This window comes from Desulfosarcina variabilis str. Montpellier (assembly GCF_048565275.1).
Taxonomy (GTDB): Bacteria; Desulfobacterota; Desulfobacteria; order Desulfobacterales; family Desulfosarcinaceae; genus Desulfosarcina; species Desulfosarcina variabilis.
Genome location: NZ_CP159846.1, coordinates 369456 through 394833, shown reverse-complemented (window position 1 = coordinate 394833; position 25378 = coordinate 369456). Strand labels below are relative to the sequence as shown.

The window sequence follows — 25378 nt, the reverse complement described above, 5'->3', positions numbered from 1 at the left end:
ATGAAAATTAAACCCGTTTGGCTGACATTGATGTTCCTATTGTCAGCGACCCCGGCTTTTGCAGAAGATGTACTCAACACGGGAGACACGGCCTGGATGATCGTCTCCACAGCATTGGTAATGATGATGACCCCGGCGGGGCTGGCCCTTTTCTACGGCGGTATGGCGCGCTATAAAAATCTGCTCAACACCCTGGCCATGACCTTTGTGTCCTACTGCCTGGCCAGCGTGATCTGGATGATGTGGGGCTATACCCTGGCCTTCGGATCGAGCAAGGGCGGCATCATCGGTGGCTTTGATCATTTCTTCATGGCCGGCATCGGTGTAGACAGCCTGTCCGGTACCATTCCCACATTAGTATTTGCCCTTTTTCAGATGACCTTTGCCGGTATTACCGTTGCGCTGGTGCTGGGGTCCATTGTCGATCGCATGAAATTCTCCGCGTGGATCGTTTTTTCCATCTTGTGGATCACGTTCATTTACTGCCCCATTGCCCACTGGGTCTGGGGCGGCGGATGGATGGGAGAAATGGGAGCGCTTGACTTTGCCGGCGGCAACGTGGTGCATATCAATGCCGGTGTGGCCGGGTTGGTGCTCTCGCTGATGCTGGGCAAACGGATCGGCTACGGCAAGGAAGCCATGTTCCCCTCCAGCATCGCGCTGACAGCCTTGGGCGCGGCCCTGTTGTGGTTCGGCTGGTTCGGATTCAATGCCGGCAGTCAGCTGGCCGCTGACGGCGTGGCCGCATCGGCCTTTCTGGTTACCAACACGTCTGCTGCCACGGCGGCCCTGGTGTGGATGTTCCTGGAATGGATCGTCACCGGCAAGCCCACAATTCTGGGCATCGCTTCGGGCGTGGTCGCCGGGCTGGTTGCCATCACACCGGCCGCCGGATTTGTCAATCTGCCGGCCGCACTGATTATCGGTCTGGTATCCGGCGCATTGGGTTATTTCTTTGTTGCCGTGGTCAAACATAAAATCGGATATGATGACAGCCTGGATGCCTTCGGCGTGCATGGCATTTGCGGCGTATGGGGCGCCCTGGCTACCGGCCTGTTCGCCAATCCGAGTATTACCGAGGGTGCCGCCGGACTGTTTTACGGCAACCCCGGACAGCTGTGGACCCAGATTGTCTCCATCTTTGCCACGGCCGTATTCACCGCTGTGGGAACCCTGATCATCATTTTTATTACCAAGGCATTGACCGGCGGACTGCGGGTCGAACGCGATGAGGAAATTCAAGGCCTGGACAACGCCCTGCATGGCGAACGCGGGTTTGAAATTATGTAAGCTTAATTTTGGGGAGGCGCTAACGTCGCTCCCTCGGCCAATCACAACAGGAGGTAAACCATGAAGAAAATTGAAGCCATCGTCAAACCGTTCAAGCTGGACGATGTCAAGGAGGCCCTGAACGAAATCGGCATCCAGGGGATGACCATTTCCGAGGTCAAGGGGTATGGACGCCAGAAGGGGCACAAGGAAATTTACCGCGGCGCGGAGTATGTGGTCGATTTTATCCCCAAGGTAAAAATTGAAATCATCGTCGACACGGATCGGGCCGACAAAGTAGTGGATGCGATTCAAAAAGCCGCCAATACCGGTAAAATCGGTGATGGTAAGATTTTTGTCTTCTCCATTGAAGAAGTCATCCGCGTACGTACCGGCGAGAAAGGCAAGGATGCCATTTAATAAAGCTTTTTAGACTAAAGGTGTTTAGGCTGAAGAAAATTATAAGGATGCTCACCATCGATCCATCCACAACCCTTCAGCCTTCTGTCTAAACACCTAACAACCTTATAATTTGGAGGAAATTATGACACCAGAACAAGTATTGGCTATGGTAAAAGAAAAGGGCGTTAAGGTTGTCGACATCCGCTTTATGGACTTTCCGGGAATGTGGCAGCACTTCAGTGTGCCGATCAGTGAACTGAGCGAAAGCAGCTTCGAAGAAGGCTTTGGCTTTGACGGTTCCAGTATCCGTGGCTGGCAGCCCATCAACGCCAGTGACATGCTGGTAGTCCCCGATGCGACCACCGCCAAGATCGATCCTTTCTTCAAGGCTCCCACCCTGGTACTGATCGGCGACATCGTCGACCCGATCACCCTGGAGGCTTATTCCCGAGACCCCAGAAATATCGCCAAAAAAGCCGAAGCGTATCTGAAAAGCACCGGCATCGGCGACACCGCCTTTATCGGTCCGGAAGCCGAATTTTTCATCTTTGACGACATCCGTTATGAAAGCCAGCGCAACGGCGCCTTCTACGCCATCGACTCCATTGAGGGCATCTGGAACTCCGGCCGCTGCGAAGAGCCCAACCTGGGTTACAAACCGCGTCACAAAGAAGGCTACTTCCCCGTACCGCCGACCGACAAGTTCCAGGACCTGCGCTCCGACATGATGCTGACCCTCGAAGCCCTGGGCATTGATGTAGAATGCCAGCACCACGAAGTGGCCACCTCCGGACAGGCCGAGATCGACATGCGCTTCAAGCCCCTGCTGCAGATGGCCGACCAGCTCATGTGGTTCAAATACGTTCTGAAAAACGTAGCCTACAAGGCCGGTCACACCGTGACCTTCATGCCCAAACCCCTGTTCGAAGACAACGGTACCGGCATGCACACCCACATCAGTATCTGGAAAGAGAACAAACCCCTATTTGCCGGTGACAAGTATGCCGGCGTTTCCCAGGACGCCCTGTACGCCATCGGCGGCATCCTGAAACACTGCAAAGCCCTGTGTGCCTTCACCAACCCGACCACCAACTCCTACAAGCGTCTAGTGCCGGGCTTCGAAGCACCGGTGAACCTGGCTTACTCCAGCCGGAACCGCAGTGCCGCCATCCGTATCCCCATGTACTCGTCTTCACCCAAGGCCAAACGTATTGAGTTCCGTACGCCTGACCCGTCCTGCAACGGCTACCTGGCCTTTTCGGCCATGCTGATGGCTGTGCTCGACGGTATCCAGAACAAGATCGATCCGGGTGATCCACTGGACAAGAACCTGTATGACCTGCCGCCCGAAGAACTGAGCGAAATTCCGTCCGCACCGGGCGCGCTGGACGAGTCTCTGGCCGCGCTGGAAGAAGACAACGAATTCCTGCTCAAGGGCGACGTGTTCACCAAGGACGTCATCGATATGTGGGTAGAATACAAGACCGAAAACGAAGTCAACCCCGTGAAGCTGCGTCCGCATCCGCACGAATTCCAGCTGTACTACGACATCTAATCTCAATCAAACACAGTGACCGGGTCCTCCCAACGACATTCGGTCCTCCCAAGAACGGCAGCCTGCACTTGCGCGGGCTGCCGTTTGTTATTTTCCGGAAATACCCCGATGGGTTGAAACCCTGGTGGACCGGATGGGAATAGCAACGTTTGAAAAATAGCACACCGTGATGGTCGCCCTGAACAGGATCTTTAAAAAAGAAATTCAGTCCGGCAAGATTGAAATCTAAGAATTTAAAGAGTATTCATGGGATTGTTCATGGGCAGCATCGGCATGTTTCTCATATCGCTGGAAACAAAAAACCTTATCCCAAGTCTCGGTTTGATGCAGATGGTTGTTGGCGCTGTGTGCGGCAGCCTCTGGTTGATAATACGGAGGCGGTCATTTATCTGTCAGCCGATCTGAGCTTTTTTGCCCTTCACTTATAGGGATTTCATGTTGACCGAATCCCGGTCTTTCGCTTTACAAACACAATGTCCCAATAGCTGCATTCTTTTATGCAGGGCATTATTGCCCGGAGCGCCCTTTTGCACTATATTAATGAAAAAGGTTTGCGCAACTGATCATATCCGGAACTTAACCGCTCGCCCAAAAGTTGAATTGTTCGTCGAATCGATCCAAGCGACATATCTAAAGCAGTCAAGTCGAAACGCGATACATTAAACCCTAAAATATAGATTGCAATGGTTTCCATGACGCCCTCACTGATCGTTATTATGGGTCTTATGATCATCATTATGGGGCTTGTTGTTCTCCTTACCGTAATCCTTTTGACAAGGAAAAGCGGAGGCAATCTGAAATCGGCGTTTCTTAACAGAGCCAACCAACTGAAAAAAAAACCTACCAAACTCAATCATAAAGAGCATGGGTTGTCCGAACAGTTAAAATTTGTAATTCTAAATTCAGATATTGGAAGGGTCCTGACAAAAAGCAGTGATCTTTCCAAAATGCTTGACCGCTGTTTGGAATTATTGATCACCTGTATGGATGCCGTTTCGGCTCAAATTTGGTTTCTCGATCAAAATGAAGGTTTGCTGGAGCTGAAGTCCAGCTCCGGCGTACGAGCCCCCAAATATTCGCAATTGGGTCGCCTACGGCTTGATGAACGTCACCAGATCGGCCTGATCGCGTTGAAAAGGACAGCCTATACAACAAATACCGCATTGGATGATCCGATAATAAGGGATAAGGACTGGATCAAAAAAGAAGGCATTATTGCCTTTGCCGGTTTTCCGCTCGCAATAGAGGAAACGGTCATTGGCGTAATGGTCTTGTTCTTTCGCCATGGTTTTTCAGACACCGCCTGCAAAGCAATGGCATCTATTGCCGATGCGATTGCATTGGGAATCGAACGGTTAGTGAGTGAAAGCTCACTTCGCGAAAGCCATCGAAAATATCGGGCCATTATTGAACAAACATTTCAGCTCTTCGGAATCTTGTCTTTGGACGGCATCGTGATCGATTCAAATCGGGCAGCCCTTGAATTGGCGGGGGTAAAAAAAGTCGATGTATTGGGAAAGCCATTCTGGGAAGGGCCTTGGTGGAGCCATTCGACAGAATTACAGCGTTGGCTGCAAAAGGCCGTCCAACGCGCCGCCGCAGGTGAGGTTGTTCATTCCGAAGTCACTCATCCTGGCCAGGACGGTAAACCCCATATCATTGATTTTACATTAAGCCCGATATCCAACAAACAAGGAGAGATCATTTTTCTGGTACCCACCGGACACGACATTACCTATCGAAAACGCATTGAAAAGAAGCTACATCAGGCCTATAAAATGGAGGCTATAGGGACCCTGGCAGCCGGTATCGCCCATGACTTCAACAATATTTTGACGGTAATCTTATGGCATGCCGAACTTGCCATCAATCAAACCCAAAAAGAATCCGATCTTCATAAAAGCTTCGAGACAATTCTGGAAGCCGGGCAAAGGGCTACGGATCTGGTTAAACAGATCCTGACCTTCTGTCGCCAGGGTAAACAGGAATTTTATCCAGTCCAAATCGGCCTTATCATCAAGGAAGTGACCAAGTTTATGCGGGCTTCGCTGCCGACCACCATTGCGATTGAAACCAAAATTGAATCCAACTCCCTGGTATTGGCCGATCCCACCCAAATTCATCAGGTGATGATGAATTTATGCGCTAACGCCGGCCACGCCATGAAAGACAAAGGGGGTATTTTAACGATCACCTTGAACAATGAAGACCTGGATGAACATTCCGCCAAGTTTCATCCCCACTTGGAACCCGGACGATATGTCAAACTCTCTGTAAGTGACACCGGGATCGGGATCCCACCTGAAATCCTTGATCGCATTTTCGATCCGTTTTTTACCACCAAAGAGATAGGTGAGGGCACCGGCATGGGATTATCGGTCGTTCATGGAATCGTGGAAAGCTGCAACGGCAGCATCAGCGTTTACAGCGAACCGAATCAGGGTACCGTTTTTCATGTTTATTTGCCGATAATGGATGTACAGACCCTAAAAGCAATGAATCAGTCCATCCCCCTGCCCAGAGGGAATGAAACGGTATTGTTTGTGGATGACGAAGTTAAGTTGGCAGAAGCAGGCAAAGGGATCTTGGAAGAATTAGGTTACACAGTGGAGATAAGTACTTCAGGTCCTGAGGCTTATGAAAAATTCAGCCAAGATTCTGAGCGGTTTGATCTGATTGTCACGGACCTGACCATGCCCCAGATGAAGGGGGATGAATTGGCCCGTAAAATCAGAGCGGTTCGACCCAATATACCGATTATCATGATCACCGGCTTAACCACCCAGACTACGCCCGAACAGTTGAAATCTGCGCGGGTTGACAAGATCATCACCAAACCATTGACAACCAGAGAAATCGCTACGGTCATGCGCCAGTTATTGGTTGATAAAAAATGAGTATTGGATCGGACCGATTTCTGCTCCCAATGTCCCGAGCGATGAGCCGGAAATCTGGATGAGTTCGGACAATGACGGGGTGGATGACAAAGAGGAAAACACGGGCACGCGCATGAACGATCCGCAACAGTGGATCAGGTTCGAAAGGTTGAGTCAAGGGCAGACCTCTTCTCATACACAGGCTGGTTCTCAGCCAGCCTACCTGACAACTAGAATGTATTCTTCAGTAGTTCTGACACCAGCCACATCAGCGATGCTTACCTGAAGATAAAATGTTCCTGATGGGATGCTAACGCCTGAAACATTGATCATGTTACCGTCAACATAGGGCCTGATTCGATCGGTATACCGCTTGCTGAACCAACCTTTTTTGCCCGTCACTTCCAGGGAATTCATGTTGACCGAATCACCGGCCTCCCGCTTTACAAACGCAATGTCCAATCGCATCGGTGACTGGATTTCGATGATTTTCCTTCCATCACTTGTTATTACCGCCGGGTAGCGGATATCAATATACGGTCCTTGGCAGGCCGATCGACTTTCTTTTTTACTTACCGGCTCAGCTTCGGGGCTCGATAGCGCGTTCATGTTAAGGGCCGCCAAGGTATATGGGCTTTTATTCTGAGCGAAAAGAGTACCAGCAAAGAGAAAAATAATTAACCATGCTAACACTCCGTTAATTAATTTAATAAGCATTTTTACGGTCTCCTTTGTTTCAATGTTTCTCCGTGAAATCCGCTAAATGCAGTATCGGGGGAACGTGAGCCGTCTGGTAATTTTTCCGGTCAATGCCTGTTTTAAAGGTTCCCAGAAAATGAGGCGGCCTTATAAAATATAAGGAAGCAAAATATGCACCACTGGTTGATTAATATATAATTACAATAAGATAGAATTCTACGAATGGTGATCAAGACGATAAAAACAATAAATTTGCTTTAAAATGAAGCACCATATCGGCAACACTATCCATAACCAATAGATATTATGATCAATACAATGATGCTACAAAATATGGCAACGTGTTGAAGTGCGAGGGAATAAAGCATTGTAAGGAGATGACTATTATGAATAAACTTTTCAAATTAATTAACCGGTTATTACTATTGTCAATGTTAGTGATCTTTGCTGGTGGATGTACAACAACAATGAGCCTGCAGTACACAAAACCGCCTGCCGAAATAATGAATCGGGGTAGCATTGTTGTTGTCGTTGATGACCAGCGTCCACCCGAAGAAGGTGGGAATGATCTTCATATGGCGTTGAAAAAAAACGGGAACTCAGTTCCGCGGTGGGAACAAACGGTTGAATCAACGACAGGTGTTGTGTGGACAGTCGGTTACGGGCCGTTTGATGATGGGATCAATACCATGTTGGAAGATTTAAAGAAACAAATACTCACGACATTTAAAGATCCTAAATTCCAATCAGAATTTGATTTATTATGATATTCCGTTATCCTCTCGTTCCCACGCAGAGCGTGGAAAAAAGAGGCAAAATGCTCCCATATTACATATATGCTCCGCTTTTGAGCCACTATTCGCCTTGTTATCGGACCTGATCCAGACTTCCAAAAAATGATCACCCAGCATGTGTGCTATTGGTTTTGTGCGTTGCATGCCAAGTTCGTAACCCTGGCTACCGGTGCCCTGGGTGGCTTGGCGGCACCCATCTTCATCACCTTGTCCGGTGTAGGGGTCGATTTGAGCATCCAACGGCATCCCGCGCGACACATCGACCGGTTGTTGATTACACGCGCTATGGCTTTTGCGCCGTTTACCATGACCCACAATTAAAAAATGGGGGCACGCGCCGATTTAGGACGCAGGAACAAACATTTTTGATCAATTTATAAAATTTCCGATCCCAAGTATTGCCTAAAGCGGGCTGATGTCATTATAAAAAGAGGAATCAGATATCACCTCATGCCAAGCGGCAAACAATAGGAGTTCGTAATGAACAGTGTATTGATCGCGTTAGGCTTGACAGTTTTCGCAGGGCTGGCAACAGGGATCGGTAGCGCCATCGCTTTCACAGCTCAAAGAACCAATTACCGTTTCCTCTCAGTGGCAACGGGATTTTCAGCTGGGGTGATGCTCTATGTGTCCTTCGTTGAAATATTTTTCAAAGGCGTTGAATCTCTCGTGGTACGCTACGGTGATTACTGGGGACACTGGATCAACACGGCCTCTTTTTTTGGAGGTATGTTGCTCATTGGTTTGATTGACAACTTCATCCCATCCGCAGAAAACCCACACGAGGTTCATCCGGAGGAAGAAACAAAACCATTACACGATCCTTCCGCGCCAATCCCCGACACCGCTCCTGCAGAGTGCTTTGCAAGGCAAAGCGAGGGAAAGCTTGACGATGGCGCCCATCATCAAAAATTGATGCGGATGGGGCTGTTCACTGCCCTAGCTATCGGTATTCACAACTTTCCTGAGGGACTCGCCACCTTCCTTGCCGCGCTTCAGGATCCGAGCCTGGGGGTAGCCATCGCCATTGCGATTGCACTACACAACATACCCGAAGGGATTAGTGTGTCCGTCCCGATCTATTACGCAACCGGAAACCGCAGGAAAGCGTTCTCTTACTCCGTGCTGAGTGGGCTGGCTGAGCCAATCGGAGCGATCATTGCGTATTTTGCGATCCGTCTTTTCTTAGGGGCCGACACGGGCGTGATTCCTCCCCAAGTCATGGGAATACTGTTCGGAGGCGTGGCCGGCATCATGGTTTATATCAGCCTGGATGAGCTATTACCAACCAGTAGAGCGTATGGGAAAGGGCATGACAGCCTGTATGGATTGGTCGCAGGAATGGTAGTAATGGCAGTAAGCTTGTTGCTGATGAAATAAGAATGAAACGGTTTTATAGGGGCCTAAAACGTTGGGGATAATGCAAACAGCACGCACCCCGCTCACCCCTTGGCGGGTGAGCGGGTCGCAACAGAGACAACTTGATTTCTATTTTTTTTATGATCTTCCCATCGTTGTTAACTGTCTTCTCCCCAGGCCTTTGCGCTGCGGGTTACCTTTTTGCGCACGGATGTCCATTCTCCATCCACATTGAACATGGATTCCGGCAAGGCCGCTAACATTTTTTTATAAAGAGACCAGGGCACCGTAAAGGTCAGCTCGTCGGTTTTCAGATATTTCCTGGCCGACGGGTCAAATCCGCCCAGCACCGCCTTCTCTATCCCCTGTTCCTTATAATACAGTGGCCAGGCGATGATGTTCGTGCACCCTGCCCCAAAGGGAGATGCCACACAATCCACATCACCAGTGGTGAACGTTGTCTGGATGAAAAGACCGGTCAGCACTTCGGGCCTTGCGAAAAAGATGACGAACTCCGGCTCCTCGTTGTCGGCAAACAAGGAAAGCGGTTTAAAAATGCAGTATTTGGCTGGCGCTTTACGCGGATCGACCTTGGCAAGAAATGTCCGCATGGCCTCGGGCGATGGCAAATACCGCTCGCCATGCACGGGTGTTCCGTCAAAGCCTGTAGTGACATAATGCTCTATGAATCTGAGGTTGGGTTTCATCATGGAGCAGTAAAACACGCCCCCCGGACATCCATATTCTTCCGTGGAAATAAAGGCGGCCCGACGCTTTTTCCGCGCCAGCCAGATATTGCCGATGACGCAGGAAAAGCATTTAAACATCTCTTGCAGATCGATATTCCCCTGGTCTTCCAACTCACGCGAGATGGGGATGCCGGGTTTTGGACCGAACGCATTTTCGGGTTTGGCGTCATCGTAATACACGCCGAACGGTTCTTCGTTCAAACCGAGGTGGCCTAAAAATGTATGGGTTTCTTCGAGCACCGATTTCATGGTCATGGTATTTTCCTCCTTTGTTAACAACAACTGGGCATTTCAATTTTTATGTTGTACACACAACTATATTGGCCGATATCCCGTTCAGATTGCAAGTTTTTCTAAATTTGCTGAAACGATGTCAAATCATTTCCGGCCATGATCGGCGATCTGTTACATCTGTGCCTGTTCCTTCATAAGCGTTCACGGGGTTGAAATGCCCAATGTGATGTGACTGTCGGATCAGTAAGCGCTTACAGGGTGCCGCAGGTGTGAGGCGCCGCGCACGCCGACGTATTGGTCATACTTCAAGTGCCCGGGAACAAAGCAGATGCGGTACCCTGTGAACGCTTACGTTCCTTCAGTGATGCACCCCCAGAATGCGCAGAAACAAATCGTTGAGTTTTCTGGGCACGTCCTCAGGGTGCTGTGTCCCCATAACAGCCTCGTCGCAACCGCCGCGAAAGCCGTAAAACATGACCACCGCCGTCCAATGCGCATCATCGACCTGCCAGGCGCCGGCCTTGGCGCCATCACGGATCAAGGTTGTCAGATATCGGGTGATTTCGGCATCGGCCATTGCATGCCGAAACGGCATACCTGAGGCATAGATCACGACGTCATGGAGTTCAATCAGTTCGTAGTAGGCTTTGACCGCCGCGTTGATCCAGGCCTTGAGGCGGCCGCGCCAATCATCGGCAGGACAATTTTCCACGCCTGACCGGATACGCTTCATGATCTCTTTTTCGAAATCTTCCCGTAAAACCTGAAGCAGCTCGGCTTTGTTGGTGAAGTAATGGTAAAGCGTGCCTTTAGCGAAATTGGCAGCAGCAGCGATCTCATCCATCGTCGTGGCCTCGTAACCTCTTTCCACGAAGAGCTTGCCCGCAGCTTCAATCAACGTTGCGCGTCTTAGATCTGCCTTCCGGGGACCTGACGGCGCACCGATTCGACGGGTGGCTTTGCGGTTCGATCGTTTTGAAACGGAAGCGGCCTGTTTCATCTTTTTCTCCCTATCCGGTTATGCCGTGCAATACCATGTGTGTATACGAATGAAATTTTCGACCGACAGTCGATTTAATATTGACCTTCAGTCGATTTTTATCATAAGCTTCAAAAGATTGAAATATTCATTTATCAGGATGCAATATTACAGTGAGCGGACTGCAAAACGCCCCGCGGGCGTATCACGACGCGTAATTATCCTGGTGACGAAAAAACAGGAGGCGAAAAATGAGTGAAATCCGCAGAAGCTATTGCGGCCTTTGCTATCCCCGATGCGGCACCTTGCTGCACATTGAAGACGGTAGAATTGTTAAAGTAAGCGGAGATCCGGACCATCCGGTCACCCGGGGCGTCATCTGCGAGCGGGGCCGGCTGATGCCGGACCATGTCCATCATCCCCAGCGCCTGAACTATCCCTTGAAACGGAAGGGTGAAAAAGGTGGCGGACAATGGCAGCGGCTGACATGGGAACAGGCCCTGGACGAGGTGGCGGAAAAACTGTCCGGGCTAAAAGGCCGTTACGGTGCCGAAACCCTGGCCTTCACCCACGGCACTAAGCGGACCTACCATTGGGACTGCCGCCGGTTCTTCAATCTGTTCGGCTCCCCCAACGCCTGCGGGGTGAACAACGTCTGCATGTGCCCGAGCTATGCCACCGAATACGCCACGTACGGCGGCATGATCATGCCCGGGTTCATCGAGGCGTCCTGCATTGTCCTGTGGGGCGCCAACCCGGTCAATTCCGATCCCGTGGGTCTCTATCCCAAGCTGGTCCGTGCCAAAAAGCAGGGTGCCCAACTGATCGTGGTTGAACCCCGGCGCACCAAAGAGGCTGAGATGGCGGACCTCTGGCTCCAGATCCGGCCGGGTACGGATGTGGCCCTCATGCTGGGCTGGATCCGCCTGATTATCGAGGAGGGCCTGTACGACAAAGCGTTCGTGGACAACTGGACCATCGGGTTTGAAGATCTGAAAGCCGCCGCGGCGGACTATGCACCTGAAAAGGTGGCCCAGATCACCGGCATCCCTGAAGATCTTGTGGTAAAAGCGGCCCGCATGTATGCCACTGCCAAGCCCGCAATCATTCCCTGGGGCTACGGTCTGGACAAACAGGGCATCAATGCCACCCAGTGCGCCCGGGCACGGGCCATCTTACGGGCCATCACCGGCAACCTGGAGATTCCGGGCGGGGAAATCCTCAGTATGGCCGGGGACATCGGTAAAATCATCGACTGGGAAGCCCTTGAGATGAACGCGGCCATCCCCCCGAGTCAACGGGAAAAGCAGCTTGGGGCCGATATGTATCCTTTTTTCGGGTTTCCCGGATGGGAGAAAAACCAGGCGGCCAACAAAAAACTGCCCGAAGGCTACCTGGCCGCCCCGGAGGCCTGGCACTCCAACCTGGCCCATGCCAGGGAGGTGGTGAACGCCATGATCACCGGCAAACCCTATCCCGTGAAAGCCGCCATATCCCTTGCAAGCAATCCACTGCTCTCCTTTCCCAATACAAGGAAGGTATTTGAGGCGTTAAAATCCCTTGAGCTCTATGTGGTCATGGAATACTACCTGACCCCTTCGGCGGCCCTGGCCGATTACGTGTTTCCGGCATCTTCCACCGTGGAGCAGCCGGAACTCTGGCTGACCCGGGATTTCTGTATGCCCTGTCCCCAGGGAATCGATCCCCTTTACGAGCGCCGCAACAGCTACGACTTCTACCGCGGCCTTGGCATCCGTCTCGGCCAGGAAGCACACTGGCCCTGGGAAACGGTGGAACAGGCCTACGATTATTGCCTGGCGCCCTTAGGACTGACGTTCAAAGCGTTTTCCGATCAGTACGGCATCTTCGGCGAGCGGGAATTCCGCCGGTACGAAAAATACGGGTTTGGAACGCCTTCGGGCAAGGTGGAGCTTAAATCTTCGATTTTTGAGGAACTGAACCTGCCGCCCCTTCCGGTGTACCGCGAACCGGTTTTAAGTCCTGTGGGAAGTCCCGACCTGGCTCGGGCGTATCCCTTTGTTCTCATCACAGGCAGCCGCTTTATGCCCATGTACCATTCCGAGCAAAGGCAGATCGAAAAAGCCCGCAAGAAGCATCCCGACCCCGTCGTCACGATCCATCCGTCCACTGCAGAGAAATTAGGCCTTGCTGCCGGCGACTGGGTTGTTATATCCACACCTACCGGGAAGATACGCCAGAAGGTCCGGATTTCGGATTCCATCCGAGAGGACATGGTCGACCTGCAGCACGGATGGTGGTTCCCGGAAAGTGAAGAGAAACTGCCGGGGCTTTTCCGGGTGTTTGAGTCCAACGCCAATCTGCTCTGCCCGGACGACCCCGAGGTCTGCAGCCCGGAAATCGGAAGCTGGCCCCACTCTGCTTTGCTGTGCAAGATTGAAAAGGAAAACGGACAGTAATCAAAGTCCGGCTGCCTTTCAACTGATTCGGGCAGCAGATTGAAATGTACATGCCCCCGACGCCCCGGATCTTAGAGCCTGTTTGAGAAGTCTGGATCAGGCCCGATAACAAGGCGGAAAGTGGCTCAAAAACGGAGCATATATGTAATATGTGAGCATTTTGAGACGCTTTCCAACGCCGTTAGCGGGCCTTAGACGGATTTATCAAACAGGCTCTTAGGGTGCAGGGGGCTCCGTACCGGAAACATACGCATTCAAATGCCGACTTGCTCCCCCCCGCGTGAGCCGCCAGATTATTGATGCGAAGGGGGTATAGCTATTTTTCAACCCGTTGGCAGCCTTTTTTATCCTCAACAAATTCGTCACCAGTCATGCATTATCAGACAATTATTCTACAAATTCCCGACCACCCGCGTACCGGTCCCCAAAACCACCCCCGACAAGACCAAATTAAAATAAATATCAGTATATTTGAACCCACCCGATAAAAATGGTGTTTAAAAAAATCAAAGCGGGTCTTACGGAACTTATGCTGTATTCAATATAGCCATCTTATGGATTTGGACAATAAGGCAATTATTGAAAACGATCAGGCTACCTGCCCTTTGTTGTTCTGGTGTATTAATGGGACTAATGATTCGCCTCATTCGCAAAACTGTCGAGCGTGGCGTTACTTTTTTCGATTTGGAGACACAAATGATGCAAACAAAATTAAATACGAAACAGCGGGCGATTATCCCCATCGCCGCTTTTACCGCCAACGGGGACCTGGACAAATTGAAAACGAGCCTGGAAAAGGGGCTTGATGCCGGTCTGACCGTGAATGAAATCAAGGAAATTCTCGTACAGATGTATGCCTATGACGGCTTTCCCCGAAGCTTGAATGCCATCGGCACGTTCATGGCTGTCATGGACGCTCGCAAGGACAAGGGCTTGAAGGACGAAACGGGAAAAGAAGCCGGCCCCATGCCGGCCGGAAAAAGCAGCCTTGAAATCGGCACGGAAAATCAAACGAGACTGGTGGGGCAAGCAGTCAAAGGTCTGTTGTTTGATTTTGCCCCAGCCATTGACCAGTTTCTCAAGGCCCATCTCTTCGGTGACATTTTTCAGCGCGACGTACTCGATTGGAGTGAACGCGAGTTGGCGACTATTGCGGCGCTGGCAAACATCGAGGGGGTCGACAGCCAGCTCCAGGCACACTATGCCATCAGCCTGAACAATGGCATTACCCCGGAACAGCTCCGCGACTTCTTGACCGTCATAGAAGTCTGGTGCGGCCCTGAAGTCACGCATAACGCCAAAAGTGTCCTTGAACAGGTTTTGGGTTCCCGCGGGTAGTAAATACAACGATCATCAATGATAAGGAAAAAGCGACGATGAAAAACGACATTCTGATTGCCTATTATTCCTTTTCAAAAAATAACAATAGACTTCAGGAGGCAGTATGAGCTCATCAAACAAAAAGTCCGATATGGCAAACACAACAAATACTCAGGCGGACACCCCATTTACCGGAGAAGGTATTTTCCCCAAAGGAGAAAAGAATGAAGCGTACGCCTGCTATTTTACGGGGACAAGCTATTTGACCATGCTTTCCATGGAAGGTGTGATCATCGGCAACGTCACCTTCGAGCCGGGCTGCCGCAACTTCTGGCATATCCACCACAAAGGTGGACAAATCCTTTTGGTGACCGCTGGGCGCGGCTGGTATCAGGAAGCTGGAAAACCGGCCAGGGAACTCCGTGCCGGCGATGTGGTCAACATTCCGCCGGAAACCAAACACTGGCACGGGGCCGCCAAGGACAGCTGGTTCGCCCATGTGGCCGTGGAAGTGCCTTCTGAAGGCGGGTCCAACGAATGGCTGGAACCGGTTTCGGACGAGGAATGCGATCAGCTGAAATAACAAAAAGTTCACATGATTGAGCACCAGCTCGGCGCATACACGGACTGTGCGCACGGTATGGGGCTGGCTGCGATTTCGCTGCCTTACTACCGGCACATATCTTCATATGGCGTTGATAAATTCGCGCGTTTTGCAACCCAAGTGTGGGGAATTTCCGCTGGAGAGAAATCAAAAGAAACACTTGCCAAAGCGGGTATCGATGCGCTTGAGGCGTTCTGTGAAGAATGTGGAATCGTGACATCGATCAAAGCGCTTGGCGCAACAGAGGAGATGCTGCCGAAAATTGCCGAGTCCACCTTTATTCTGGAAAATGGATATAAAAAGCTGACGACTGAGGAGGTATTGGAAATCTTAAAAGCGTGCTTCTAAAATCAGTCAGTCTACCAGATTGCCATCGTTACATGGATAGGGGCCGTGCTTTTCACAGGCCCCTATTCTTTTTCTCACTTCAGGATATCTCATTATTAACCCGCAGTATAATTCAAGCGTCGTAGATAATAAAAAGTATTTTAAGCAGAGGCCGTCTGACGCAAGCTTTTAATGTCCCGCAATGGCGGGGCACCAAACAAGCGGCTGTATTCACGACTGAACTGTGAAGGACTTTCATAACCGACCTCGAATGTGGCCGCCAACGCATCCAGATTTTCTGTCAGCATCAATCTTCTGGCCTCATTCAAGCGCAATCGTTTCTGGAATTGCAGCGGTGTCATGGATGTCATTGTCTTGAACTGGTTGTGAAATGCCGACTTGCTCATGCCCGCGTGAGCGGCCAGATCATTGATGCGAAGGGGACGGGTATAGTTATTTTTCAACCAGTCGATCGCCCTTGAGATCTGATGACTGTGACTGCCAGAAGCCACAATCTGTTGAAGGCGCGGCCCCTGATTCGTTGTCAGCAGGCGGAAGAAGATTTCCCGCTTGATCAGTGGCGCGAGAATATTGATGTTTTCATTCTCGTCAAGCAAATCCATCAGGCGCTGGAAAGTGTTGAGCAGGGGAAGCGAAAGTGTTCCCACGGCCATTCCTTTTTGAACCTGCCGGGAACGGTTCAGTGGGAGACCGCTGTCTACGATCAGTTGGGATATCTCCCGCAGATCAAGCTCCAAGATCAAGCCCAGATAAGGTTTTTCCCGGGTCGCTTCGATGATGTTTGCCACAACAGGCAAATCCACAGATGAAATCAGAAAGCGGGTCGCATCATAAACATAGTCCTCCTCTCCCAACAGCACGCGTTTGGCCCCTTGGGCAATCAGGCAGATGCTGGCGTTCAGCGTATAGCTGGTCGGTTCTGTGGGTGATTCCCACCGGTGGAGTACGAGGCCCGGGATTGCCGTATCCATCTGGTTTTCATTTCCGGCCCATCTGGCGATACTTTTTGCCAGTACCCGGGCTGCAGCCGATAGTTCTTCGGGTGTTTCCACCGGAACCTCGTTTTTCCCTTCCATTGAAGGCCTCCTTGTTCTTGATTTTGTTGATGATAGCAAAAGCAGGGGTCGCTTTACAACAGATATGATTCAAAATGGTGCATGATCGGGCAATCATTGCTCAACATTAGACAACGCGCACGTTCCAGTGCCGATCGACCACCGCAACGCATCGAACCCTCAAATCACCTTTTTTTCTTAGTGATTCAGCCATTTAAATGCACATCCAATTCAAATTTCAAGTTGATTTTACAACACGTTTCACGGTGAGGGTCAATATAATTGCCAGACTTTTGGACAATCAGGCAATTATCACAGACGATCTGGCTATCTATTGTTTGACGACCTCGTGGATAAATCAAGTCAGCGATCGGCAAAACCGTGGCAAAACTGTCGACTGGCTGCAGCATGTCACCGATGAGCAATACGGCAGAGAATGTCAAATAAACAACGGATCATTAAAAGTGAAAGGTTTTAAACCATGAAAAAGAAAGTAAAAATTAAGCATTGTATCCACACACTCCTGGCGATTTTGATTTCACTTTTGTCCATTACCGGTGTTTCAGCGGCCGCAGACACAAAGGGATGGGACAAGACCTTTCCCAAAAGCGATAAGGTCATTCACGAAAAAGTGTTCTACCCCAACAGATACGGAATCACCATTGCAGCAGATTTGTATCTGCCCCAAAACATAGATAAATCAAAAAAATATGCAGCCATTCTGGTTGGTACGCCCTATGGGGGGGGGGGGGGGTGAAAGAGCAGGGCGCCGACATTTACGCGCAGACCATGGCGGAGCGGGGATTTGTTGCCATTGCGTTCGATGAATCGTTCAATGGGGAAAGCAGCGGCAATCCCAGGCATGTTTCATCACCCGACATCTTCGTTGAAGATTTCAGTGCAGGCGTGGATTTTTTAGGAACGCGTCCGTTTGTAGACAGAAATAAAATCGGTGTTATCGGTATTTGCGGTAGCGGGGCATTTTCCATTACCGCGGCCCAGGTTGACCATCGTATTAAAGCCGTTGCCACGGCAAGCATGTACGATATGAGTCGTGTCATAAGAAGCGGTTGGAAAGACACGATGTCTGCCGAGCAGCGCAACAAAACCCTTGACCAGCTTGGAGAGCAGCGCTGGAAGGATTTTGAAAATGGCAGCCCGTTGTTACCGCAAGGATTCCCGAGTGAACCGGCGGCTTCAATTCCGGAAGGATTGGACCCGATTACCAGTGAGTTTTTTGAATACTACGCAATGGCGCGTGGCCACCATCCAAGGTCGCACGGCCCGTTCACGCAAACAAGCAATATGGCCTTCATGAATTTTCCGTTGATGAACTACATCGAGACCATTTCGCCAAGACCGATTCTGTTCATCATGGGGGAGAAGGCTCACTCAAGATATTTCACTGAAGATGCTTATAAAATGGCTTACGAGCCCAAAGAACTCTATATCGTTCCGGGCGCGAGACACATTGATCTGTACGACAGGACGGACATGATTCCCTTTGACAAGCTGACCGCATTTTTCACCAAGGCGCTGAGATAAAGGAGGCTGAAGCATGGCATCATCAAATAGGAATCCAGAACAAAGACATGTACTATATCGTGTCTGCAGCGGGCGGTGAATTACCCGTGGATAGAGCCGTCCAGAGTTTAAAGGTTTTCACCAACTGCCTTTACGACATCAGAGAAAAGGGGGTCATCTCCATCACCGGCGTCTGGGACGCAGGCGGCGTCAACGGCACCCCGTCCATTGCACAGGCCTACGCGATGGGGAAATCCTGCTGAAAGCATGTGAGCAGAGACATTGCTGCGGTGGAAGCACGATAAAACCATGAACAAAGACAGGAGTGCTGGACGAACGGAAGGCAAAGGGCATCAAGGATACTGTGGGCAAAGCGGCCAGCCCCGTTCCGTCCAATCTGGATCGGGACGCATACGGGGCAAAAGTGAGGGCCAAGCTTGCCGGCCTGGAAAAGGATATCTCAGGCGCTAAATGGCAGATTTTCTCACCCACCATGGATACGTTCCTGAAAGAACACCTCTTTGCCGATATCTTTGTTCGCGATGTGATCAGCCACCAGGACAGGGAACTGGCCACCATCGCCGCCCTTGCCAACATGACCGGCACCGAGGGGCAGCTTGGTTTCCATCTTGGGGCGGCGATGAATACAGGGCTGACTCAGGCCCAGATGGAGGATTTTATTTCCGTGCTTGGAACCACGACCGGCAAAGCCCAGGCCGAAAGTGCCCGCAGGATCCTTATCGAGGTGATGAATAACAGAAAATAATATTTACGCTTGAAGGAAGGTATTCCATGGCGGTTAGAAACAAGCACACGGGTAACATACGGACGACTGTTTCACATGAACGTCGAGTTTTTCTCAAAGCCGGTGTTGCCATGGCTGCAGCCCCGTTTATTGCAGGAATGGCATCCACAGTCCTGCCATCAAAGGCACAGGCTGCAAAAAACAACACCCCATGCAAAAAAATACTTATCATTTCGGCAAGCCCCAGAGAAAACAGCAACTCCGATGCGATTTGTGATGAGTTCATGCGTGGAGCGCAGGCGTCCGGTCACCATGTGGAGAAAATCCGGCTGTCGGAGAAAGATATCAACTACTGCACCGGATGTTTGGCTTGCATCCATGATCCAGGTTCTTGCGTCCAGCAGGACGACATGGCCGAAATTCACAAAAAAATGCTCGCTGCCGACGTCATGGTCCTGGCTACCCCGGTCTATTTTCACGTCATGAACGGCCAGATGAAGGTCTTCATCGACAGGGTTTGCCCCATTTACAGCATGATTCGCGACAAAGACGTCTATTTTGCTGTTTCCTGCGCCGGTGGGGACTCCCACAACTGGAAAGCGCCATTGAAAGCCTGAGGGCGCTCACCAGGAGTTTCAGCGGCGTTAAAGAGAAGGGCGTCATGTCCGTTACCGGAGCATGGGACGAGGGTGCTGCCAAGAGTAGTCCCGCGTTCGGACAGGCGTATTCGATGGGGCTGAACGCCTGACTATTTAGGAGATAACGATGAAACAGATTCTCTCTTTTTCTGCAATGATGCTGATGTTGCTTTCATTTTCCATTTGCGGCACGGTGCAAGCCTCGAATGCCGGTTCGAAGACTTCTCATGAAAACGGCACCAGGATTACACTGACCATCGGAGACATCGTGATTCCGGCCATTTTGCATAACACCAACCCGGCCAAGGATCTTGTGTCGATGCTGCCGGTGACCGTTTCCCTCAACCGTGGTCCAGTTGATTATTGCGGCGGAATTGCGCCAATCCACTATGAAAAAGAAGATGTGCAGGCAGGGTATCACAGTGGCGATTTGGCCTATTGGATTCCCGGCCGGGATTTTGTAATTTTCACTGAAACGAAAAAGACCGCTTCAGGGGTTCCAGACCTGGTCATCATTGGCCAAATCAGCACTGACATACAGGCCGTCCGGGATCTGGGGAGCACCATCGAGGTCACCATTGCCTTGGACAGGTAGGATATGGGGAAACGATTGAATACCGCATTGTGTTGTCTTCTGATTGTGTCCGTTTGTCTTGCACTGGGTGCCTGTGCCGTTTTCAACCAACCCAGATTCGGCAAACGTCCAAAAGGGGATCGGCTTGAGATCATCACGCAATCGCCCAATTACAAAGACGGGGAATTTCAATATCCGATACCAACACCGCAGTTTTCTCAGGACGTCAGCCTCTTTTCAGTAATCTGGGACGGTTTTTATACTTTTGTCCGCTGGGGGTCGGTGCATATTTTGAGTACTGGGGCTATCCAAAGCAGAAAATCCTTGAAGGGGACTGGTTTGAGCGCATAGCATTAGAAAAAGATGTCATTGTCCATGTCCTGCCGGCGCGTCATTATTCGGAGCGGCTGCTGTCAAAAAACAAAACCCTTTGGGCGGGGTTTGCCCTGGAAACCGCTGCCCAGCGTATCTTTTTCAGCGGAGACAGTGGGTATGGGCCGCATTTTTTCGAAATCGGAGAAGCATTTGGCGGGTTTGACCTGGCGCTCCTGGACTGCGGTCAGTACGACCCGCGCTGGTCCTATATCCACATGACGCCGGAGGAAGCCGCCCAGGCGGCCCGGGATCTCGGTGCCCGAGCGCTGATTCCCGCTCATGTGGGCCGGTTCACCATCGCCAATCATCCTTGGGACGAGCCCTTTAAACGCCTGACAGAGGCAAGCCAGGACAAATCGTACCAACTCCTGACACCCAAAATCGGGGAACCGGTGATGCAGGGCGACACCTTTTCACAATTTTACAGTTGGTGGACGGATATTAGATAATTCCGGAGCGTTGGACATTCAGGCAATAATTAAACACCATCGGGCTACCACCTGTTTGACCAATTCCGCTATATAAACGATAAGTTCGATAATAAAACACCTTTCAATCATAGTTTGGGGGAATCCTACGAAAATGCATCAAACCCTTTATAAGGAGACGCCATGAAAGATTTTACTTTTTACAACCCCACGAGAATTGAATTCGGCGAGGGCAAAGAAGGCAATATCGGACAGTATATAAAGGAATGGTTCAGATCTATCAGTGCTCCGGTTACGCTTGCGGAAGCAGGCCTTCTCGAAGATGCCGTCGATCCCATTGCCGAGAATGCATTTGGTAATGCAAAACTCTGGGGAATGGAACAAACATACCCCAAGGAGCGGATTGCTAAGATTCTCAAGTTGGCCGTTAAATAAAAAGCGCGATTAATAAAAATGCCCCCGTGGCAATCGGATTGACGCAGATATGACGGCCTCTACTTGAAGCCGGAGGGCATTGTCTCTTAAATGGTTGAATGAAAACACATCAATCACACGTTGGAGAAGCTTGATGAATCGGATTTTAACTATTCTATTTGCCGGATTTATCATGGGGGCATTCGTCGCCACCCAGGCATATGGGCTGACCTTATCGGATATGCAGGTCAAGATCACATCCAGGGGTCACACGGCAACCTTCCGCCTGTATGACACCATGGCCGCAAAAGAGTTCTACGATCAGCTGCCGCTCAAGCTGGATCTGAGCAATTTCCGTGATGCCCAGTGGATGTTCTATCCACCCGAAAAGCTGAGTGTAACTGCGCAAGAGGCATACCATGACGGGAAAAAGGGTGAACTCAGCTACTACGCGCCCTGGGGAGACGTATTCATGCTCTACAAGGATTTCTATGCAGGCGACGAAATGCACCGCCTGGGTATCAATTTAGCCGGAATCGAGGAGATCGCCCACATGTCAGGCAATGCAATCATTGAAAAAAAGGAGACCAAGGTATCCAAAAACCAGACCGCCATGGTGATCAATGTTACAACAAACGGTAAAACCACCGTGTTCCAACTCAACCATAGTGATGCCGCAAGACAGTTGTATGCCCAACTGCCTTTAAGCATCAAGGTCGAAAACTATAGTCACGATGAAAAGATATTCTATCCGCCGGAAAAACTGAACACCACTGACACTCCGCAAGCGGATGCCAAGGCGGGAACCCTGGCCTACTACGCACCATGGGGTGACGTCGTCATGTTCTACAAAGATTTCGGCGCCGCTACGGGGTTGTATGAACTGGGACATGCTGTATCGGGAAGCGAGTATATAAAAGATATGTCGGGGGCGATACGGGTCGAGAAAGGCAATGTGCCTTAGCGCAAATGAAAAAATAATTACAAAGGAGATATGAATGATGATCTTAGAAGAAAATTTTACGCTATCCAATGGGGTTGAGATTCCGAAACTGGGTCTTGGTACATGGTTCATAGATGATGAAAACGCTGGGCAGGCAGTAAAAGATGCTGTTGCAATCGGTTATCGACACATTGACACCGCGCAGGCATATGGCAACGAAAAAGGTGTTGGAGACGGCGTCAGAGCGTGTGGCGTGAAAAGAGAGGATATCTTCGTAACCACAAAGCTGGCTGCGGAGGTAAAGTCATACGATGCCGCTGTTTCATCGATCGATGCGTCTCTTCAAAAAATGGGCCTGGATTACGCCGACCTGATGATTATTCATAGCCCGCAACCATGGGCGAAATTTGGTGAGGAAGAACGGTTCTTCGAGGGAAACCGCGAAGCGTGGAGAGCGCTTGAAGAAGCGTATAAAGCGGGAAAGCTGCGGGCCATCGGTCTTTCCAATTTTCAAAGGCCAGACATCGATAACATTCTTGGATCCTGCTCCGTTACACCAATGGTCAATCAGATTCTGGCACATGTAAGCAATACGCCAAAAGCGCTGATTCAATATTCCAAAGATAAAGGCATGCTTGTGGAGGCGTATTCTCCTGTTGGACACGGAGAGCTGCTGAAAAACCAGGAATTAGCGGAAATGGCGAAAAGAATCGGCGTTTCCGTGCCACGATTATGTATTCGTTATACATTGCAGCTTGATCTGCTTCCCTTGCCAAAAACCGCGAACCCGGACCATATGAGAGACAATGCGGACGTGGATTTTGTGATCTCTGAAGCGGATATGGAACAGTTAAAAAACATGGAACAAATCAAGGACTATGGAGAAGCCAGCGTGTTCCCTGTTTATAAATAAAAAATTTGTCATCATGCAATCCTTCATTTCGATTCAAACAGGTGTAATCCCTGCAGTTGTGCAATAGCCTGAGGCGCCCCATGCACACGAATGGCTTGCTCGTGAAGATGGTTCTCCTTCGAGGGTTCCATGGTGGCGGGCCTCAGGCCCTATTGATTACCTGAATTTTGCACAAGTCGGACGGGCTCGGATGTTACCCTACTCGTTAAGAAAGCCGGTGACAGCCTGCAGAACAGCTCCACCAGACAGGCCCTGGGCTTCCATATTCATTACCCATTGCTGTTTAAGCGGATACGTCAAACCGAGAAGCTTTTGTTTTTCGATCTTTGGAAAGTTGACTTCCTGCATTCCGGCGTTAATGCATTTCTGTTTCATTGCTGTGTTGGTTTCGTCAAAAAACTTTCCAGACGCTCTGGAAAACGGCAAACCGCTGTTTGCCTCAATGACCTGTTTAATGTCCTCCGGCAAGGAATTGAACTTATCTTTGTTCATCGCCACCCAGAAGACCATGGAGTAAAAATCTGCCGGCGTATAATATTTGAGCAGTTCATGCACTTTGAAAATGGCCATACCATCATACGGCATCACCACCCCGTCCAACATGCCCTGTTCAAGTGAGGTGTAGGTTTCGGTTACCGGTTGTGTGACTGGAAGCGCACTAAACATCTGGAGCGCCGCTGAGGTAATACTACTAGCGGTTTTGATTTTCATGCCCCTGAGATCCGCCAAGGTTTTTACCGGTTTTTTCACCGCTGCGAACACGCCCGGTGCATGGCAGCTTAACATCAACAGTTTGGTACTCTCGTATTCTTTCTGAAATTCGAGAAATTGCTCGTAGGTTTTCCAGAGCGCCACGGATGCCTTCTCAGCACTGTTGATCATAAAGGGCAACTCGATAACCGTAGTCAGCGGGAATCGTCCAGGGCTGTAATCGCAGATATCCCATCCGATATTGGCAGCATTTTCCTCGACCATGGAATATGTCTGCCCCGGTTTTGCCAATGCGCCCCCGGGAATGAATTTGATTTTAAGGGCGCCATTGCAGGCCGCTTCAACCTTCCTAGCCCAGGGAACGAGCACACCCGTATGCTGGGCATGCACAGCCGTATAGGGGTGGGCGAACGTCAGTTCGATGGTTTCGGCCAGTGATAGTGTCGGTATGACAACAAACAGCAAACCGAAAACCAACAGACAAATGTAATACCAATTCAATTTTTTAGTGATCATAAACACCTCTCCTCCTCCTTCTCGTCTTGTTGATTGCTCCCAGGTAAATGCAATTAGTGTGATAGAAATCAAGGTTGAACAGCCGTCAGAACTCCCGCAGATAATAAAAAGGGCACAGGAAAAAATCCCATCATGTGTTTATGCAGTCTGTCGTTCCGATACGATTCGAGCGGAATGCCCGGGTAAACCGCTGACAGTACCTGTCCTTTCCCACCAGCATCTCCGCCGCCAGCATCACCCCCATCAGACTACGATCATTTGGATCGATAATCGCACTGTCCAGTCCCATTTGAATACACATACATATAAAAGTTTGGTTGATCAGCGAACGCAGCGGCATGCCAAAGGATATATTGCTCAACCCGCAAGTGATATGTGCTTCCGGATAAGCACCACTCACCTCACGCATGCTATCATCGGGAATGCCATGCGTGTCGTCAAGTGCCAGGAGAATCAGGCTGGTTTTATATTCCAGGGCCAGGGGGAGCACCCCTTCAATCCGCTTCTTTTCCCCGCTGACCGAATTGATAATCGGCGTTTTATCCACCTGCGCCAAGCCGGCCTTCAGTGCGTTGGGATTGGCACTATCCAGGCACAATGGCACATCGGTCACGGACTGGACGGTTTCGATCAACCATGCCAGATCGTCGGGCTCGCGTTCGGGGGACGTCCCGGCATTGACATCCAGATAGTCACACCCCACATCGACCTGGCTTGTCGCCAAAGCTTTGATAAACGCAGCATCCCGGTCTCGGATCGCAGCCCAGACTGCTTTGCGAGTACCGTTGATCTTTTCGCCAATCACAATCATTTAAACCTCAAACGTTGATAAATTTCAGGGATTTCCCATAAAAGGGCATGCCGGGCTTAAAAAATGGTCGATCCAGCCTTTACGCGTTCCGACACAGCCAAAATT

The 25378-nt window shown here is 50.4% G+C and carries 28 protein-coding genes; 21 read left to right on the top strand and 7 right to left on the bottom strand.

The window, feature by feature from the left end; genetic code table 11:
• From Dvar_RS01820 to glnA, 3 genes are all read left to right on the top strand, one after another.
• On the top strand, nucleotides 1-1290 hold the full coding sequence (locus Dvar_RS01820) for an ammonium transporter (protein ID WP_419660019.1): 1290 nt from the start codon (nucleotides 1-3) through the stop codon (nucleotides 1288-1290).
• Between the two features lie 60 nt (nucleotides 1291-1350).
• A complete protein-coding gene (locus Dvar_RS01815; protein WP_419660018.1) occupies nucleotides 1351-1689 on the top strand; it encodes a P-II family nitrogen regulator in 339 nt (112 codons plus the stop codon).
• 124 nt (nucleotides 1690-1813) lie between these two features.
• On the top strand, nucleotides 1814-3226 hold the full coding sequence (gene glnA, locus Dvar_RS01810) for a type I glutamate--ammonia ligase (protein WP_419660017.1): 1413 nt from the start codon (nucleotides 1814-1816) through the stop codon (nucleotides 3224-3226).
• A 532-nt stretch (nucleotides 3227-3758) separates the two neighbouring features.
• Here glnA and Dvar_RS01805 read toward each other — a convergent pair.
• Nucleotides 3759-3920, bottom strand: coding sequence for a hypothetical protein (locus tag Dvar_RS01805; RefSeq protein ID WP_419664254.1), 162 nt, complete (start codon nucleotides 3918-3920; stop codon nucleotides 3759-3761).
• On the opposite strand from Dvar_RS01805, the gene Dvar_RS01800 reads away from it, so the two are divergent.
• Nucleotides 3910-6123 carry an ATP-binding protein gene (locus Dvar_RS01800; protein ID WP_419660016.1) on the top strand — a complete coding sequence of 738 codons (2214 nt, stop codon included), beginning with the start codon at nucleotides 3910-3912 and terminating at the stop codon, nucleotides 6121-6123. The two genes, Dvar_RS01805 and Dvar_RS01800, sit on opposite strands and share 11 nt — an antisense overlap.
• Before the next feature lie 198 nt (nucleotides 6124-6321).
• Here Dvar_RS01800 and Dvar_RS01795 read toward each other — a convergent pair whose 3' ends face one another.
• Entirely contained in the window at nucleotides 6322-6819 is a 498-nt protein-coding gene (locus Dvar_RS01795) for a hypothetical protein (protein WP_419660015.1), read from the bottom strand.
• 368 nt (nucleotides 6820-7187) lie between these two features.
• On the opposite strand from Dvar_RS01795, the gene Dvar_RS01790 reads away from it, so the two are divergent.
• The 3 genes from Dvar_RS01790 (at nucleotide 7188) to zupT (ending at nucleotide 8975) form a co-directional block, all read left to right on the top strand.
• Nucleotides 7188-7568, top strand: a complete 381-nt coding sequence (locus tag Dvar_RS01790) for a hypothetical protein (protein ID WP_419660014.1) — start codon at nucleotides 7188-7190, stop codon at nucleotides 7566-7568.
• Nucleotides 7569-7697: 129 nt separating this feature from the next.
• Complete coding sequence (locus Dvar_RS01785) at nucleotides 7698-7916, top strand: hypothetical protein (protein WP_419660013.1); 219 nt, start codon at nucleotides 7698-7700, stop codon at nucleotides 7914-7916.
• A gap of 159 nt (nucleotides 7917-8075) precedes the next feature.
• Nucleotides 8076-8975 carry a zinc transporter ZupT gene (gene zupT / locus Dvar_RS01780; RefSeq protein WP_419660012.1) on the top strand — a complete coding sequence of 300 codons (900 nt, stop codon included), beginning with the start codon at nucleotides 8076-8078 and terminating at the stop codon, nucleotides 8973-8975.
• A gap of 137 nt (nucleotides 8976-9112) precedes the next feature.
• Here zupT and Dvar_RS01775 read toward each other — a convergent pair whose 3' ends face one another.
• Both Dvar_RS01775 and Dvar_RS01770 read right to left on the bottom strand, forming a co-directional pair.
• Nucleotides 9113-9958, bottom strand: a complete 846-nt coding sequence (locus tag Dvar_RS01775) for a DUF169 domain-containing protein (RefSeq protein WP_419660011.1) — start codon at nucleotides 9956-9958, stop codon at nucleotides 9113-9115.
• 337 nt (nucleotides 9959-10295) lie between these two features.
• Nucleotides 10296-10937 (bottom strand): TetR/AcrR family transcriptional regulator, encoded by a 642-nt coding sequence (locus Dvar_RS01770; RefSeq protein WP_419660010.1) that lies wholly within the window; start codon nucleotides 10935-10937, stop codon nucleotides 10296-10298.
• A gap of 230 nt (nucleotides 10938-11167) precedes the next feature.
• Between Dvar_RS01770 and Dvar_RS01765 the strand changes: the two genes are divergently transcribed.
• The 4 genes from Dvar_RS01765 (at nucleotide 11168) to Dvar_RS01750 (ending at nucleotide 15626) form a co-directional block, all read left to right on the top strand.
• The gene (locus Dvar_RS01765) at nucleotides 11168-13354 is read left to right on the top strand and encodes a molybdopterin-containing oxidoreductase family protein (RefSeq protein ID WP_419660009.1); all 2187 of its coding nucleotides are present in this window, start codon (nucleotides 11168-11170) and stop codon (nucleotides 13352-13354) included.
• Nucleotides 13355-13978: 624 nt separating this feature from the next.
• Nucleotides 13979-14692: a carboxymuconolactone decarboxylase family protein gene (locus Dvar_RS01760; RefSeq protein WP_419660008.1), complete on the top strand. Its 714-nt coding sequence runs from the start codon at nucleotides 13979-13981 to the stop codon at nucleotides 14690-14692.
• A 106-nt stretch (nucleotides 14693-14798) separates the two neighbouring features.
• Nucleotides 14799-15257, top strand: a complete 459-nt coding sequence (locus tag Dvar_RS01755) for a cupin domain-containing protein (RefSeq protein ID WP_419660007.1) — start codon at nucleotides 14799-14801, stop codon at nucleotides 15255-15257.
• 12 nt (nucleotides 15258-15269) lie between these two features.
• Nucleotides 15270-15626: a hypothetical protein gene (locus Dvar_RS01750; RefSeq protein ID WP_419660006.1), complete on the top strand. Its 357-nt coding sequence runs from the start codon at nucleotides 15270-15272 to the stop codon at nucleotides 15624-15626.
• Nucleotides 15627-15766: 140 nt separating this feature from the next.
• On the opposite strand, the gene Dvar_RS01745 is transcribed toward Dvar_RS01750, so the two are convergent.
• Nucleotides 15767-16702, bottom strand: coding sequence for an AraC family transcriptional regulator N-terminal domain-containing protein (locus tag Dvar_RS01745; protein ID WP_419660005.1), 936 nt, complete (start codon nucleotides 16700-16702; stop codon nucleotides 15767-15769).
• A 460-nt stretch (nucleotides 16703-17162) separates the two neighbouring features.
• Here Dvar_RS01745 and Dvar_RS01740 point away from each other — a divergent pair, with 460 nt between their 5' ends.
• The 10 genes from Dvar_RS01740 (at nucleotide 17163) to Dvar_RS01695 (ending at nucleotide 23235) form a co-directional block, all read left to right on the top strand.
• Nucleotides 17163-17438 carry a hypothetical protein gene (locus Dvar_RS01740; protein ID WP_419660004.1) on the top strand — a complete coding sequence of 92 codons (276 nt, stop codon included), beginning with the start codon at nucleotides 17163-17165 and terminating at the stop codon, nucleotides 17436-17438.
• Nucleotides 17435-18226, top strand: a complete 792-nt coding sequence (locus Dvar_RS01735) for an alpha/beta hydrolase (RefSeq protein ID WP_419660003.1) — start codon at nucleotides 17435-17437, stop codon at nucleotides 18224-18226. Before Dvar_RS01740 ends, Dvar_RS01735 begins: the two co-directional genes overlap by 4 nt.
• 47 nt (nucleotides 18227-18273) lie before the next feature.
• Nucleotides 18274-18468, top strand: a complete 195-nt coding sequence (locus Dvar_RS01730; RefSeq protein WP_419660002.1) for a hypothetical protein — start codon at nucleotides 18274-18276, stop codon at nucleotides 18466-18468.
• A gap of 62 nt (nucleotides 18469-18530) precedes the next feature.
• Complete coding sequence (locus Dvar_RS01725) at nucleotides 18531-18971, top strand: carboxymuconolactone decarboxylase family protein (protein WP_419660001.1); 441 nt, start codon at nucleotides 18531-18533, stop codon at nucleotides 18969-18971.
• A 26-nt stretch (nucleotides 18972-18997) separates the two neighbouring features.
• The gene (locus tag Dvar_RS01720; RefSeq protein WP_419660000.1) at nucleotides 18998-19567 is read left to right on the top strand and encodes a flavodoxin family protein; all 570 of its coding nucleotides are present in this window, start codon (nucleotides 18998-19000) and stop codon (nucleotides 19565-19567) included.
• A 148-nt stretch (nucleotides 19568-19715) separates the two neighbouring features.
• Nucleotides 19716-20183, top strand: coding sequence for a cyclophilin-like fold protein (locus Dvar_RS01715; protein ID WP_419659999.1), 468 nt, complete (start codon nucleotides 19716-19718; stop codon nucleotides 20181-20183).
• A 140-nt stretch (nucleotides 20184-20323) separates the two neighbouring features.
• Complete coding sequence (locus Dvar_RS01710; protein ID WP_419664056.1) at nucleotides 20324-20986, top strand: MBL fold metallo-hydrolase; 663 nt, start codon at nucleotides 20324-20326, stop codon at nucleotides 20984-20986.
• A 162-nt stretch (nucleotides 20987-21148) separates the two neighbouring features.
• Nucleotides 21149-21400 (top strand): hypothetical protein, encoded by a 252-nt coding sequence (locus Dvar_RS01705; protein ID WP_419659998.1) that lies wholly within the window; start codon nucleotides 21149-21151, stop codon nucleotides 21398-21400.
• Nucleotides 21401-21533: 133 nt separating this feature from the next.
• Nucleotides 21534-22343, top strand: a complete 810-nt coding sequence (locus tag Dvar_RS01700; RefSeq protein WP_419659997.1) for a cyclophilin-like fold protein — start codon at nucleotides 21534-21536, stop codon at nucleotides 22341-22343.
• A 34-nt stretch (nucleotides 22344-22377) separates the two neighbouring features.
• The gene (locus tag Dvar_RS01695) at nucleotides 22378-23235 is read left to right on the top strand and encodes an aldo/keto reductase (RefSeq protein WP_419659996.1); all 858 of its coding nucleotides are present in this window, start codon (nucleotides 22378-22380) and stop codon (nucleotides 23233-23235) included.
• 198 nt (nucleotides 23236-23433) lie between these two features.
• Here Dvar_RS01695 and Dvar_RS01690 read toward each other — a convergent pair whose 3' ends face one another.
• Both Dvar_RS01690 and Dvar_RS01685 read right to left on the bottom strand, forming a co-directional pair.
• Nucleotides 23434-24462 (bottom strand): TRAP transporter substrate-binding protein, encoded by a 1029-nt coding sequence (locus tag Dvar_RS01690; RefSeq protein ID WP_419659995.1) that lies wholly within the window; start codon nucleotides 24460-24462, stop codon nucleotides 23434-23436.
• A gap of 130 nt (nucleotides 24463-24592) precedes the next feature.
• Entirely contained in the window at nucleotides 24593-25273 is a 681-nt protein-coding gene (locus Dvar_RS01685) for a dihydropteroate synthase (protein WP_419659994.1), read from the bottom strand.
• Nucleotides 25274-25378: the final 105 nt, after the last annotated feature.

Coding starts and splice junctions, on each gene's coding strand:
- Dvar_RS01700 (WP_419659997.1), top strand. CDS start 21,534: ATGAATCGGATTTTAACTATTCTATTTGCCGGATTTATCATGGGGGCA.
- Dvar_RS01800 (WP_419660016.1), top strand. CDS start 3,910: ATGGTTTCCATGACGCCCTCACTGATCGTTATTATGGGTCTTATGATC.
- Dvar_RS01745 (WP_419660005.1), bottom strand. CDS start 16,702: ATGGAAGGGAAAAACGAGGTTCCGGTGGAAACACCCGAAGAACTATCG.
- Dvar_RS01730 (WP_419660002.1), top strand. CDS start 18,274: ATGTACTATATCGTGTCTGCAGCGGGCGGTGAATTACCCGTGGATAGA.
- Dvar_RS01820 (WP_419660019.1), top strand. CDS start 1: ATGAAAATTAAACCCGTTTGGCTGACATTGATGTTCCTATTGTCAGCG.
- Dvar_RS01805 (WP_419664254.1), bottom strand. CDS start 3,920: ATGGAAACCATTGCAATCTATATTTTAGGGTTTAATGTATCGCGTTTC.
- Dvar_RS01760 (WP_419660008.1), top strand. CDS start 13,979: ATGGGACTAATGATTCGCCTCATTCGCAAAACTGTCGAGCGTGGCGTT.
- Dvar_RS01775 (WP_419660011.1), bottom strand. CDS start 9,958: ATGACCATGAAATCGGTGCTCGAAGAAACCCATACATTTTTAGGCCAC.
- zupT (WP_419660012.1), top strand. CDS start 8,076: ATGAACAGTGTATTGATCGCGTTAGGCTTGACAGTTTTCGCAGGGCTG.
- Dvar_RS01715 (WP_419659999.1), top strand. CDS start 19,716: ATGAAACAGATTCTCTCTTTTTCTGCAATGATGCTGATGTTGCTTTCA.
- Dvar_RS01685 (WP_419659994.1), bottom strand. CDS start 25,273: ATGATTGTGATTGGCGAAAAGATCAACGGTACTCGCAAAGCAGTCTGG.
- Dvar_RS01690 (WP_419659995.1), bottom strand. CDS start 24,462: ATGATCACTAAAAAATTGAATTGGTATTACATTTGTCTGTTGGTTTTC.
- Dvar_RS01740 (WP_419660004.1), top strand. CDS start 17,163: ATGAAAAAGAAAGTAAAAATTAAGCATTGTATCCACACACTCCTGGCG.
- Dvar_RS01765 (WP_419660009.1), top strand. CDS start 11,168: ATGAGTGAAATCCGCAGAAGCTATTGCGGCCTTTGCTATCCCCGATGC.
- Dvar_RS01750 (WP_419660006.1), top strand. CDS start 15,270: ATGATTGAGCACCAGCTCGGCGCATACACGGACTGTGCGCACGGTATG.
- Dvar_RS01720 (WP_419660000.1), top strand. CDS start 18,998: ATGGCGGTTAGAAACAAGCACACGGGTAACATACGGACGACTGTTTCA.
- Dvar_RS01790 (WP_419660014.1), top strand. CDS start 7,188: ATGAATAAACTTTTCAAATTAATTAACCGGTTATTACTATTGTCAATG.
- Dvar_RS01795 (WP_419660015.1), bottom strand. CDS start 6,819: ATGCTTATTAAATTAATTAACGGAGTGTTAGCATGGTTAATTATTTTT.
- Dvar_RS01815 (WP_419660018.1), top strand. CDS start 1,351: ATGAAGAAAATTGAAGCCATCGTCAAACCGTTCAAGCTGGACGATGTC.
- Dvar_RS01695 (WP_419659996.1), top strand. CDS start 22,378: ATGATGATCTTAGAAGAAAATTTTACGCTATCCAATGGGGTTGAGATT.
- Dvar_RS01705 (WP_419659998.1), top strand. CDS start 21,149: ATGAAAGATTTTACTTTTTACAACCCCACGAGAATTGAATTCGGCGAG.
- glnA (WP_419660017.1), top strand. CDS start 1,814: ATGACACCAGAACAAGTATTGGCTATGGTAAAAGAAAAGGGCGTTAAG.
- Dvar_RS01755 (WP_419660007.1), top strand. CDS start 14,799: ATGAGCTCATCAAACAAAAAGTCCGATATGGCAAACACAACAAATACT.
- Dvar_RS01770 (WP_419660010.1), bottom strand. CDS start 10,937: ATGAAACAGGCCGCTTCCGTTTCAAAACGATCGAACCGCAAAGCCACC.
- Dvar_RS01785 (WP_419660013.1), top strand. CDS start 7,698: ATGATCACCCAGCATGTGTGCTATTGGTTTTGTGCGTTGCATGCCAAG.